This window comes from Xenorhabdus innexi, assembly GCF_002632485.1.
Lineage (GTDB): Bacteria > Pseudomonadota > Gammaproteobacteria > Enterobacterales > Enterobacteriaceae > Xenorhabdus > Xenorhabdus innexi.
This window is the reverse complement of the sequence record NZ_NIBU01000026.1, coordinates 36,972-50,480: the sequence shown is the minus strand read 5'-3', so window position 1 is coordinate 50,480 and position 13,509 is coordinate 36,972. Positions and strand designations below refer to the sequence as shown.

The window sequence follows — 13,509 nt, the reverse complement described above, 5'->3', positions numbered from 1 at the left end:
TTCATCTCGTATGTTGCGACGACAAAACACACACCTTACAAGACAGAGTAAAAGCGCCGCCTTGTGGTCACGTTCATACTTCGCTTGCACTGCTGGCGGTGCAACAATTGAAACGTTAAAGGCTTATGTGGAGAGTCAGGCGACCCCAGATTAAGCCGCTATCGCGTCTTACGCCTTATATCCCCGCCCTCATCGGGCGAGGGTTTACGGCGAAATTGCTAATAAAAAAGCGGTTACAGTATTCATCACCTGTAACCGCTTTTTCAGCAAAGTCTTAAAATCAACTCAATGATTATTTACTGGTATCCAATTCCGGAAAGCCTTTAACAACATCATCAATGGCTTTCATCTGCATCAGGAATGCTTCCAGTTTTGCCAGTGGCAGTGCAGACGGGCCATCACATTTTGCGTTTTCCGGGTCTGGATGAGCTTCAAGGAACAAACCAGCAATACCTACTGCCATTCCTGCACGCGCCAGCTCAGCAACCTGCCCGCGACGACCACCAGAAGCAGCTCCGAATGGATCACGACACTGCAATGCATGGGTAACATCGAAAATGACCGGTGAACCGTTAGTTGCCTGTTTCATTACGCCGAAGCCCAGCATATCAACAACCAGATTGTCATAGCCGAAGTTGCTGCCACGGTCACACAGGATCACCTGATCATTGCCGCCTTCTTTGAATTTTTCCACGATATTGCCCATTTGCCCCGGGCTGACAAATTGTGGTTTTTTAACATTAATCACTGCACCTGTTTTCGCCATCGCCTCTACCAGATCGGTCTGACGGGCAAGGAAAGCCGGAAGTTGGATAACATCAACCACTTCAGCAACAGGTTGAGCTTGTGCCGGTTCATGCACATCAGTGATAATTTTTACGCCGAAAGTCTGCTTCAGTTCCTGAAAAATCTTCATTCCTTCTTCAAGACCCGGGCCACGATAAGAGCGGATGGAAGAACGGTTAGCCTTATCAAAAGAGGCTTTAAAAACATAAGGAATGCCCAGTTTCTGTGTCACCGTGACATAGTGTTCACAAATCTTCATGGCCAAATCCCGTGATTCAAGAACATTCATGCCACCAAACAGCACAAATGGCAGATCATTTGCGACCCTGATATCACCAATATTAACCACTTTCTGTTGCATGCTTATACCTTCTGTTGTTAAGGACAAATGTTAAGGACAAATAAATTATTAAGGGTAAAAATTTTTAATAAAATCTCAAAATGTGCAGTATGGTTAATGCAGCACGATTGTTCGCCGCTCTCTGTCTATAGAGTTAATCTGCATTTTTATCATCTCTGAGATGGGGTCTTCAGGACAATGTTCCACAAAGTAACTCAAATCGGAAACCGCAATATGATCACAGTCAAGCTGGGCGTAAATAAGCCCGCGATCACGGATTTCATAGGGGTCTTCAGGGTCAAACATCAGCACAACTTCACTGGCTCTCAATGCCAGTTCCATCTTTTTCTCTTCCATCAGAGAAACTTTGATCGTATCAGTGATCTTACGCACTAAACTGCTGTTATCGGCTTCCTGTAAATCTTTCTTTTCCAGCCGTATAGTCGGCCCAATGTTGCCTTTCAGCCAGACATCAAGGACATGTTCATTAAGCGTCTCCCCATTCATGGGGTTAATAAACCAGGCAGGCTGATCCGGTAAATCGATACGCAATATTAACTGAGTCGGAAATATCACCGGCAATACAGGAATAGCCAATTCCTGAGCAATATGCACAAATAGTGCACCCAGTGCAACCGGTGCGCCCTGACGAGAATGAAGTACTTTATCCAGCCACAAAGTATCCGATAGACAGTACACCCCATTTGCCCCGCCAAACTTCCATTCCTGATAAAAAAGTGCCAACAATGATTGCAATTTTTCTTTATGGTCATTGATTGAAAAAAGCACCTGATGCGCCTCTTCAACTAACGCAGTTAACTGCTCTGACACGACGGCCTGAGGGAAATCAGGGCGAATAGCCTTTGACACCAGAATAATACCATCAATCAGGGGAGCATCATTGAATTCATAATTAGTTATGGGTTTCATTTTTATTCCATCGACCTACCGTGATACGTTCATTACCACCATAATCCTGAAAAGTCGCTATCTGATGATAACCCTTCTCTAAAAACAGGTTTCTGACAACTGCTCCCTGTTTCCAGCCATGCTCCAATAACAGCCATCCATTCGGTAATAGAAAATGGCGGGCCTGCTCCACGATTACCTGTAAATCCGCCAAACCATTTTGTGCGGCAATCAATGCAGTGACCGGTTCAAACCTGACATCCCCTTCTTGCAGATGAGGGTCATTCTCATCTATATACGGGGGATTACTGACAATCATATCAAATTGTCTGTCACCCACTGTAGAAAACCACTCACTTTGTAAAAAATTCACATTGTGAATAGCCTGTTCTTCACTGACTTTTCCTGCACTAACCTTTTCAAAATTGTATTGTGCCAGTGCAACTGCTTCAGGATTAATATCGACTCCTGTGACATGGCAATCACGCCTTTCAGCAGCCAATGCCAGAGCGATTGCCCCCGTTCCCGTGCCAAGATCGAGGATCTGTGCCGGTGTTTCAGGCAACAATTCCAGCGCTTTTTCCACCAGACATTCGGTGTCAGGCCGTGGGATCAGGGTTGCAGGTGATACTGCCAGCGGCAGTGACCAAAACTCTTTCTCACCCACAATATAAGCGATTGGCTCACCTTTCAGGCGGCGAGCCAGTAAATCGTCAAGCTGAAGGGATTCTTCCCCTGAAATGAGCGTTTCGCTGAACGCTATCAGGTAGGTACGGGAGCGGCCTGTCACATGTCCCAACAGGATCTCCGCCTCGCGTTTGGGGCTGCTGCCAGCAGGCAAATTATCAGATAACTGAGCCGCTGCGTATTGCAGCCAATGTTGATAATTCATTAATCCTGCTCTGACAATGCAGATAACTGGTCAGCCTGATATTCAGTAATGATTGGCTGGATTAGCATATCCAGTTTACCTTCCATGACCTCATCAAGACGATATAACGTCAGGTTGATACGGTGATCAGTCACTCGCCCTTGCGGGAAATTGTAAGTTCTGTTGCGGTCTGAACGATCACCGGAACCCAGAAGATTGCGACGTTCAGAGGCTTCAGCTTCCTGACGCTTCTGCATTTCGGCAGCACGGATACGGGCACCCAGCACAGATAATGCTTTCGCTTTATTTTTATGTTGTGAGCGTTCATCCTGACATTCCACGACAATTCCCGTCGGAATATGGGTAATTCGGATGGCGGAATCCGTGGTATTAACGTGCTGACCACCGGCTCCAGAGGAACGGAAAGTATCAATTTTCAGATCACCCGGGCTGATTTCCGGCAGTTCCGCTTCAGGAATTTCCGGTAACACCGCGACTGTACAGGCAGAAGTATGAATACGCCCCTGAGATTCTGTTTCCGGCACACGCTGAACACGATGACCACCTGACTCAAATTTCAAATGCCCGTAAACCTGCTCACCAGAAACTTTCGCGATGACTTCTTTATAACCGCCATGTTCCCCTTCGTTGGTACTCATGATCTCTACTTTCCAACGACGTGATTCAGCATAACGGCTATACATCCGGAACAGGTCTCCCGCAAATATTGCCGCTTCATCCCCACCGGTTCCCGCACGGACTTCCAGAAAACAGTTGCGCTCATCATCCGGATCTTTTGGCAACAGCAATAACTGTAGTTGCTGTTCCAACTCTTCATTACGAATTTTTGCCTCTTTGAGTTCTTCCTGCGCCATTTCCCTCATTTCAGGATCATCAAGCATCATCTCGGCTGTTTGTAAATCATCCTGAATTATTTTCCAGGATTTAAAACAGTTAGTTACATCAGTAAGTTGAGCATATTCTTTTGATAATGCACGAAAACGATCTTGATCAGCGATCACTTCGGCATCACCGAGGTGAGCCAGTACTTCTTCATGGCGTTCTTGCAATGCTTCCAGTTTAGCGACAATAGAAGGCTTCATTCGTAATATCAGACCTTATTAGAATAGGGTTAGTTATGATCCAGCCCAAGGCCGTCCCGCAGGAGATTCAGGCGTTCTAAATCGCCGTCACTGGCAGCCTTTTGGAGTGATTTAGTTGGTGTATGGATCAGACGATTCGTCAATTGGTGAGTTAACTGATTGATGACCTGTTCTGCATCAGCACCCTGCTGTATAGACATTATTGCTTTTGCCGTCATCTCAGCCCTGATTTTTTCTGCCTGTTCCCGATATTCGCGAATTGTATTAACTGCGCCCTGCGAACGCAACCAATCCATAAAATGAGTGCTCTCTTGTTGTACAATTCCTTCAGCAACCACCGCAGCAGCCTTACGTTGAGCAAGATTTTGCTGAATAATGGCCTGTAAATCATCAACGCTGTACAGATAAACGTCACTCAATTTCTCAACATCCGGCTCAATATCACGGGGAACAGCAATATCAATCAGTAGCATGGGTTGATTACGGCGTAATTTCAGTGCCCGTTCAACCATACCTTTACCAATAATCGGCAAAGGACTGGCAGTAGAACTAATGACTATATCTGCTTCTGCCAGACGGGTATCAATTTCAGGCAGGGATATCACCTCAGCATGAACCTCGTTCGCCAACGCATATGCACGTTCTTTCGTACGATTAGCAATCATAAGACGGTTAACCCGATGCTCTTTGAGATGACGAGCGACAAGCTCAATGGTCTCCCCCGCTCCCACCAGCAGAATGTTTAGCTGTGAAAGCGATTCGAAAATCTGACGGGCAAGCGTACAGGCGGCAAATGCGACAGAAACCGCATTCGCTCCGATTTCTGTTTCAGTTCTGACCCGTTTGGCAACAGAAAACGATTTCTGGAACAGGCGCTCCAGCTCTCCGGATAAAGATTGGTAGCTTTGTGATTCAGAAAAAGCCTTTTTCACCTGACCTAAAATCTGAGGTTCGCCTAGCACCAGTGAATCCAACCCGCTAGCGACCCGCATTAAATGGCTGACAGCATCACTTCCCTGATGCCAGTAAAGGCTCGTACTGAGTTCATCGTGGCTCAGCTGGTGATATTCGCATAACCAATTGACGAGTTGCTCTTTCAGGTTATCCTGCTGTTCGACACTGAGATACAGTTCAGTGCGGTTACAGGTTGATAACACAACGCCTCCCCTCACCAGCGGCTGCCGGAGAAGGTTATCAAGTGCAAGCCCTATCGTATCGGGAGAAAATGCTACCCGTTCACGCAAAGAAACAGGCGCTGTTTTATGATTTATACCGAGTGCTAATAAAGTCATTTTAACTGCGTTGAGTTATCTGGCATGGGCTCATAACGATATTAATAATCATTCTCATAAACCTACACCTTTAGTAAGGACTCTCATTGGGTGAGCATTCTACTTGATGCAACAGTTCAATAAAAGTCAATCAAACAGTTCAATTATAATTATTCGGGAAATTTTGCTGAAACTTCGCTAAATTACCTCCCTGATTATAGACTTTGATAACACATTATTCGCTATCGCACGTCTCTATACCCAATCTATACCCCAAGGGCTACCTTATGAAAATATCGTCATTTTTTCGTTTACTCCCCCTCTCCGCAGTTCTGCTGACGGCCTGTACCGTCACGCAGGCACCCGACGGAACAGGGTCAGATAACTCTCCGCAATGGAATAATCGCAAAGCACAACTGCAAAATTTGACTCATTATCAGACCCGTGGCTCTTTCGCTTATCTGGCAAATGAAAAAAAAGTGTATGCCCGTTTTTTCTGGCAACAATATTCGGCAAATAACTACAAGCTGCTTCTGCTGAATCCATTAGGAACAACTGAACTGGAATTATCTGTTCAGCCTAATATGACCCGGATTACGGACAATGAAGGGAAAAAATATATTAGTGATAATCCGGAAGAACTGATTTATCAGCTCACCAATATGAATATTCCTTTGGATAATCTGAAAAGCTGGATTATCGGCCTTCCCGGAAATGCCCTTAATTTTCAGTTGGATAAAAACTATCTGCTTAAGTCGGTAAGCGACAAAGAAAATGGTGAAATCTGGCAGGTAAATTATCAGGGATACGATACTTCAATTACTCCCGCTTTACCGAACCGGCTGGAACTGACCCAGGGTAAAAACCGTATTAAACTCAAAATGGATAACTGGACTACCCAATAATGACTTTAACCTGGCCTTCTCCGGCAAAATTAAATTTATTTTTATATATCACTGGACGCCGTGCTGATGGCTATCATGAGCTACAAACACTGTTTCAGTTTCTGGATTACGGTGATGAAATCACCATTACTCCCCGTCAGGATGATCAGCTCCGCCTGCTGACCCCAGTTAAGGGCGTGCCACATGACGATAATTTGATCGTGCGTGCCGCACGATTATTACAGGAATATGCAGGGAAACAGTCAATCTTCACCCAATACCGGGGTGCAGACATCCAGATTGATAAGCGTCTGCCGATGGGCGGAGGTCTGGGTGGCGGCTCTTCTAACGCAGCAACAGTGCTGATTGCCCTGAACTATCATTGGCAGACAAATCTGTCGGATGATGAACTGGCACAACTTGGTGTTACTCTCGGTGCTGACGTTCCGGTATTCGTTAAAGGTCACGCCGCTTTTGCCGAAGGTATCGGTGAAAAACTCCAGCCAGCCTCGCCTGAAGAGAAATGGTTTCTGGTTGCTCACCCCGGAATTGAGATCCCGACCGCAAAAATATTCACTGATCCTGAATTAAAAAGAAATTCTCCAATCCGCACTCTGCCTGCATTATTACAGGCGCCATTTAAAAATGATTGTGAGCTGATCGCAAGAAAACGTTTTCGTGAGGTTGAACAGCTTCTTTCATGGCTGTTAGAATACACCCCGTCACGCCTAACCGGGACGGGTGCATGTGTTTTCGGCGAGTTCGAATCAGAAGCATCAGCCCGTAAGGTGTTAAATCAAGCCCCAGAGTGGATGCAGGGCTTTGTTGCGCGTGGCGTTAATATTTCACCATTGCATACATTTCGCTGCGAAAATGCCACTCTGGGATAAACATGTCTATCTTCTGGACGTAAGCCTGAGGTTTTTCTCGTGCCCGATATGAAGCTTTTTGCTGGTAATGCCACCCCTGAACTAGCACAACGTGTTGCCAACCGCCTGTACACAAGCCTGGGAGACGCTGCTGTCGGTCGTTTCAGCGACGGTGAAGTCAGTGTTCAAATCAACGAAAATGTACGCGGTGGTGATGTATTCATCATCCAGTCCACTTGTGCGCCAACCAACGATAATCTGATGGAATTGGTCGTAATGGTCGACGCACTGCGTCGTGCTTCTGCCGGACGTATCACTGCGGTAATTCCTTACTTCGGTTATGCCCGTCAGGATCGTCGCGTTCGTTCAGCGCGTGTGCCTATCACTGCCAAAGTCGTTGCGGACTTTTTGTCCAGCGTTGGTGTAGACCGTGTTCTTACGGTTGACCTGCACGCCGAGCAGATCCAAGGCTTCTTTGATGTTCCGGTTGATAATGTATTTGGTAGCCCAATCCTTCTGGAAGATATGCTCCAGAAAGGTCTGGAAAACCCGATTGTTGTTTCTCCAGATATTGGTGGTGTTGTTCGCGCCCGCGCTATTGCTAAGCTGCTGAATGATACTGACATGGCTATTATTGATAAGCGCCGCCCACGAGCGAACGTTTCTCAGGTTATGCACATCATTGGTGATGTTGCCGGTCGTGACTGTATTCTGGTTGATGACATGATCGACACAGGCGGCACGCTGTGTAAAGCGGCTGAAGCATTGAAAGAGCGCGGAGCGAAGCGGGTGTTTGCTTATGCTACTCACCCTATTTTCTCTGGTAATGCTGTAGAAAACATCAAGAACTCAGTGATAGATGAATTTATTGTCTGTGACACAATTCCTCTGTCTGATGAGGTCAAGGCGTTGAACAAAGTTCGTACTCTGACACTGTCTGGCATGCTTGCTGAAGCAATCCGTCGTATCAGCAATGAAGAGTCAATCTCTGCAATGTTTGAACACTAAGGTACAAGTTAGTGCAGATTTCGAGCACAAACTTATACAAGTGATTAAATAATTCATCGCTGAAAAAACCCGTTGGTGCATCTGTACCAACGGGTTTTTCTGTTTTAATAATAATCAAATAAAATAATCATGAATTGATTTAATTAAGAAGAATAATATTCATCTATATAAAATTATTACCTATATCAACAAGTTAATCTGAGTTATGATTATCCTCTCCAGTAAAATCTTCACCTATCTATCAGAACAGAAAAAAAACAGTCACATAAGTGCATAACAAATCATCTGGTACGTCCAGTCCTTCATAAGCGTAACAATACTGGTGCGCCTGTGTAGTTGCTGCTAACCTGTCGCCGTTTTGAAAACTGACGATAAAAATACCTTAAAAAAACAACAATTATGTTAGTAACTATTTTTTATCGGAAAAGTTAAAATTTTCTGATGAAACAGATTATTACCCTAACCAGCAAAATATCAATTCAACCTATCAGCACCTCTATATTGTGAAGAGGCGTCGCTTTGGCTTTGCCGTTAAAAAAGACGATCTCGCTGATAAATAAAAACAATTTTAAGGAGAATGCTAATGAAAAAGGCATTTTTATTTACACCAGCACTGTTAGCACTTTCAATCAGCACCGTTTCTTATGCTCAGACGTATAACAAGGTTTATGTTTTTGGCGATAGTTTGAGTGATACTGGGAATACTAAAAACGTAAAACGTTTTACAACGAACGGTGAAATCAGCGAACTTTATAATGAATATCTTTCCCGAAGACTGACTGGCAGTAACTTAGAGCCTTCTTCAGATAAAAAACAGAATGGTACCAACTATGCTAAAGGTGGTGCCATAGCAACTACAATCGAAGACCAAAAGTCTAATACCACAGCTGAACAACTCAATAAATATTTTCAGAGTACAAATGGAAAAGCAGACTCTAATGGTATCTATATCCATTGGGTAGGTGGTAATGACCTCGCAGCAGCTTTGATCGCAGGTAGCAAAAATCCAAAAGATCCTTCTAAACCACATGAGATGGTTGGAAAAAGTGCAATGGAAGCATCACGGCAGATTAATCAATTGGTGAACGCTGGTGCCGGATTGATCATTGCACCAACTGTACCTGACGTCGGCACTACTCCGAGGATGTTAGAAACTTTACTTAGTCAGGCTATAATTCGCCAAGCTTTAGAACCTAATCATATTGACCCCAACACTTTTGATGATTTGCCTGATGAGCAAAAAAATCCTATTAAAGAAAAAATTAATGAAACTTTAACAGCAGTCCATGATGGAATTAATAAAAATGATACTCCATCTGGCGCAATTAACCGTATGGTTCTTAAAGGTGCATTGAAAGTAGTTGCAGAACAAGCCGCCGAAAAATCACTTAAAGATAAAAAGGACAAAGCCACAACCCCAGAGGAAAAAGCTGAAGTTGAAGCAGAAATTAACGCTAAAACCAACGAATTATATAAGCAACTTATTACTGCCTATGATGGTGCCAGTGAAGGGGCTACAAGGCTTACTGATGGCTACAACGAAAAAGTCGATACTGAGATCAGCAAAAGCGGGGGCAATATTTTACGTGCCGATGTTAATGGTCTATTAAAAGAAGTGATAGATAATCCACTTCCTTATGGTATTAGCAACACATTAGGTTATGAATGCCCGCAAGGAGTATCTGCGAGTATATGTACTATAAAGGAAGATAAGGGCAGAAAGTTTTTATTCTCTGATCACTTCCACCCAACCCCACTTGCACACGAAATCATAGGCCAATATATCGAGTCCATCTATATTGCCCCATCACAGGTGATGACCCTGAATCAGGTCAACCGTGCGCCGGTTAAGGGTACTCGTAGTTCCCTTGATGGTCACCTGCAACAATTGCGTAGCGGTGGTAATGATCAGGGTAAAATTGGTGTCTTCGGTGGTTTTACCGGCGGCCGCAATACTACCTTTACCTTAGGTGGTGATTATCAGTTGACAGAAAGCCTGTTACTGGGTGCTTTGTATTCTAACGATAATACTGAACGCTCCCCGACTTCTAACTTCTCCTATGAAAGTGATGCAGATGTCGCAACTGCCTATGGTTTGTGGAACGTATTTGACAAAGCATGGTTAAGTGGTGATCTTCACTATGCTGATATTAATTACAGCAGCTTGACCCGTAGCATTAAACTGGGGCAAGCAACCCGCAGAGAAGTCGGCTCAACTACCGGTAAGCAATGGGGTGCCCGTATTACTGCCAACTGGGATATTCCTGTCACCGATATCATGACCACCAGCCCGATTGTACAGTTCAGCTGGGATAAAGGTAATGTAAAAAGCTACCATGAAACCGGCCATAAAAGCACTTCCATGTACTTCAGAGATCAGAATTACACCTCTAAAATTGCAACCCTGGGCTGGCGTGTAGATACGCAATTGGGTCGTGTTAACCCTTATGCTTCCGTGCAGTTTAATCACCAGTTCGGTGATACCCAGTACAAACTGCGTAGTTCCATCAATTCCACCAAAACCTCCTTTGTTGTAGAGAGTGGAAAACAGAGCAAAGACTGGCGCGCATATACTATCGGTGCGAACGCGAACCTGTTTGGTAACATATCCAGTTTTGCTTCCGTGACCCGTAATGAAGGCAGCTCACAAGATGCTAACTACAACTTCAATCTGGGTATCAATGCCCGTTTCTGATTTTGTAGGCAATAAGTTTGTGATCAGCTGACTAATTTTAATCAGTTGATTAATTAAAACGCAGGGCAACAGTATCGTTGCTTTGCGTTTTGTCTGATTCTCTTCCAGCCCTTTCCGCAAGCCCCAAACAACATATAATCCAACATTTAAATAACATAAATGTTCTGAGTAACTATTTCAGATTCACTGGTCTGATATCACATTACTTACAAATAATTCAATGCAATATGGATTATTTTTTCCGGTTTAACATACTTAATCTCTGTCAGTTGTTATCAATAGGTTAACAATTTGATCGTAGTCACAAAACATTTAACCTGTCAGCATCTCAAACCTTATGAAAAGGCGCTGCTCAGACTTCGCTATTAAAAAATCGGGGTGTTGATAAATAACAAAAACTGTTTATGGAGAATGCCAGTGAAAAAGGCTTTTTTATTTGCACCTGCTCTGTTAGCACTTTCAATCAGCACCGTTGCTAATGCTCTGTCTTATAATGACTTCTGTGTTTTTGGAGATAGTTTAAGTGATGAAGAATTCACAACGGAGAAGAATTCGTCATATAAATATGATGTTGCCAAAAAACTCACAGGTAAAGAGTCAAAAGATCATGACCCAAATAATCCAAAACGTGACTGTATCAATGTTCCAAAAGGCGGAGCAACTGCCATTCCTATAAAAATGTTCACTGAAGGATCAGGACATAAAAATCCAAACGAATCGACTACACAAGAACAATTAGAAGCCTATCTTGCTCAACATAACCACAGGTTCAGCCCAAACAAAATTTATGTCCATTGGATAGGTGGCAATGATATTAAATTTGCCTTATATAATGCCTTAAAAATACAGAAAACCTCTCAAATTTCACCTTTCCGAAGTCCTGAAATCACTCGTAAGAGAAATGCCGAAACTATCGGAAATCAGAATATCCCTAAAGTTTCAATTTACAGAAACCCCGAACTTATTCTTAAAGAAAGTGCAGAAGCCGCCGGAAATCAAATCAGATATATAGCCGATAACGGAGCTGGGTTGGTTATCGCTCCAAACGTACCTGATCTGGGAACAACCCCCAGATTATTAGAAGAAATTTTAAGGGAAGGAATAAAACCAGCATTAACCGCTATCTCAGCACCGAAATTAACAAAAGAATTCATGGAACAAGGAGTAGCGCCGGATCAGATCAAACAGCACATTAATGATGCAATTGATACGGCTATAAAAGGAATATTACATAAAATTCATACTGACATTAACAAGGCGATTATTCCTAGTGGTGAAGGTCGTGAGCTGGCTCTTAAAAGTGTCTTTGATGGAGTCAGAAAAGAAGCTGAAAGCATGATCCTAAAAGAGGCTGAAAACCAAGTTAAAAACCGGATAAAAGACCTGCCTAAAGAAAAAGCTGACGAAATAGTTAAGCAAATAGCTGAAGAAATAATGCAAACAATGGCGACAGAATATGGAATCAGCCCCAAAGAAATGGGAGAAAAACTGGCAGAAGGGTATGCCAAAGCCAGCGCTATTGCGACAAAATACACTGAAGAATATAACAATCAGGTAGAGAATATCATTAACCAAAGTAATGGTAATATCCTGCGGGCAGATATCTACGGCCTGTTACATGAAGTTATCGCTAATCCTCTGAGTTATGGTTTTGATAATAATCTTGGTTATGGCTGTGGTTTCAGTATTGGTGCTGATAAATGTAACATTGGACAAGAAAGTTTTGATCGCAGTAAACAATTTATATTCAGTGATAATTTTCATGCTTCAACACTAGCACAAGAATTAATCAGCCAATATATCGAGTCTATCTATATCGCTCCATCACAAGTCATGACCCTGAATCAGGTCAACCGTGTTCCGGTGAAAGGCACTCGAGCTTCCCTTGATGGTCACCTGCAACAACTGCGCAGCAATGGTAATGAACAGGGTAAATTTGGTGTCTTCGGTGGCTATACCAATAACCGTCAGGATTCCTTTAACTTAGGTGGTGATTACCAATTAGCGGAAGGCTTTTTACTGGGAGCGCTGTACTCCAATAATAAATTTGATCGCTCCCCTGTTTCTGATTTTACCTACGAAGGAAATGGGCATGTGGCAGCCGGTTATGCGTTATGGAATGTATTTGATAATGCGTGGCTGAGCGGTGATATTCACTACGCCCGAACCAATTACGACAGCCTGATTCGTAGCATTCAACTGGGAAAAGCAACCCGCAAAGAAATCGGCTCAACCACCGGTAAACAATGGGGTGCCCGTATTACTGCCAACTGGGATATTCCTGTCATCGATATGGTAACCACCAGCCCGATTGTACAGTTCAGCTGGGATAAAGGTGATGTGAAAGGTTATCGTGAATCCGGCGATAACAGTTCCGCCATGCATTTTAGTGATCAAAGCTACACCTCTAAAATCGGCACACTGGGCTGGCGGGTAGATACTCAATTGGGTCGTGTTAACCCTTATGCTTCCGTGCAATTTCATCATCAGTTCGGCGATACCCAGTACAAAATGCGCAGTGCCCTTAACTCAACCAAAGCATCGTTTGTTATGGATAGCAGCAAACAGAACAAAGACTGGCGGGAATATACAATAGGTGCAAATGCCAATTTGTTCGGCAATATACACGGTTTCGCTTCTGTTACCCGCAATGAAGGCAGTTCACAAGATCCAAATTACAATTTCAGTCTGGGTATCAATGCCCGCTTCTGATTGTATGCTATGAAAAAACATATCTGAAATAACAATCACATAACATGCAAGGGAAAATAAA

General features: G+C 43.6%; 11 protein-coding genes. 6 read left to right on the top strand and 5 right to left on the bottom strand.

The annotated features are described in order from the left end of the window. Positions 1-154 (top strand): transposase (locus Xinn_RS11680; RefSeq protein WP_211286012.1); only part of this gene is annotated, 154 nt, incomplete at its 5' end. A gap of 138 nt (positions 155-292) precedes the next feature. Here the strand turns inward: Xinn_RS11680 and kdsA are convergent. The 5 genes from kdsA to hemA form a co-directional block, all read right to left on the bottom strand. Beyond that, positions 293-1,147 carry a 3-deoxy-8-phosphooctulonate synthase gene (gene kdsA / locus Xinn_RS11675; protein WP_086952993.1) on the bottom strand — a complete coding sequence of 285 codons (855 nt, stop codon included), beginning with the start codon at positions 1,145-1,147 and terminating at the stop codon, positions 293-295. 93 nt (positions 1,148-1,240) lie between these two features. After that, a complete protein-coding gene (gene sirB1 / locus Xinn_RS11670) occupies positions 1,241-2,056 on the bottom strand; it encodes an invasion regulator SirB1 (protein WP_086952992.1) in 816 nt (271 codons plus the stop codon). Further along, on the bottom strand, positions 2,040-2,927 hold the full coding sequence (gene prmC, locus Xinn_RS11665; RefSeq protein ID WP_099137657.1) for a peptide chain release factor N(5)-glutamine methyltransferase: 888 nt from the start codon (positions 2,925-2,927) through the stop codon (positions 2,040-2,042). Before prmC ends, sirB1 begins: the two co-directional genes overlap by 17 nt. After that, a complete protein-coding gene (gene prfA, locus Xinn_RS11660) occupies positions 2,927-4,009 on the bottom strand; it encodes a peptide chain release factor 1 (RefSeq protein ID WP_086952990.1) in 1,083 nt (360 codons plus the stop codon). The genes prmC and prfA overlap by 1 nt, the downstream gene beginning before the upstream one ends. Positions 4,010-4,038: 29 nt before the next feature. After that, positions 4,039-5,301, bottom strand: a complete 1,263-nt coding sequence (hemA, locus tag Xinn_RS11655) for a glutamyl-tRNA reductase (RefSeq protein ID WP_086952989.1) — start codon at positions 5,299-5,301, stop codon at positions 4,039-4,041. A gap of 266 nt (positions 5,302-5,567) precedes the next feature. On the opposite strand from hemA, the gene lolB reads away from it, so the two are divergent. The 5 genes from lolB (at position 5,568) to Xinn_RS11630 (ending at position 13,448) form a co-directional block, all read left to right on the top strand. After that, positions 5,568-6,185: a lipoprotein insertase outer membrane protein LolB gene (gene lolB / locus Xinn_RS11650; protein ID WP_086952988.1), complete on the top strand. Its 618-nt coding sequence runs from the start codon at positions 5,568-5,570 to the stop codon at positions 6,183-6,185. After that, positions 6,185-7,054, top strand: coding sequence for a 4-(cytidine 5'-diphospho)-2-C-methyl-D-erythritol kinase (gene ispE / locus Xinn_RS11645; RefSeq protein WP_086952987.1), 870 nt, complete (start codon positions 6,185-6,187; stop codon positions 7,052-7,054). The genes lolB and ispE overlap by 1 nt, the downstream gene beginning before the upstream one ends. 39 nt (positions 7,055-7,093) lie before the next feature. Then, entirely contained in the window at positions 7,094-8,041 is a 948-nt protein-coding gene (gene prs, locus Xinn_RS11640; RefSeq protein WP_141554498.1) for a ribose-phosphate diphosphokinase, read from the top strand. 583 nt (positions 8,042-8,624) lie between these two features. Continuing rightward, the gene (locus Xinn_RS11635) at positions 8,625-10,736 is read left to right on the top strand and encodes an autotransporter domain-containing protein (RefSeq protein ID WP_086952986.1); all 2,112 of its coding nucleotides are present in this window, start codon (positions 8,625-8,627) and stop codon (positions 10,734-10,736) included. Positions 10,737-11,153: 417 nt separating this feature from the next. Then, positions 11,154-13,448, top strand: a complete 2,295-nt coding sequence (locus tag Xinn_RS11630) for an autotransporter domain-containing protein (RefSeq protein ID WP_222419560.1) — start codon at positions 11,154-11,156, stop codon at positions 13,446-13,448. The last annotated feature ends 61 nt before the right edge of the window (positions 13,449-13,509 follow it).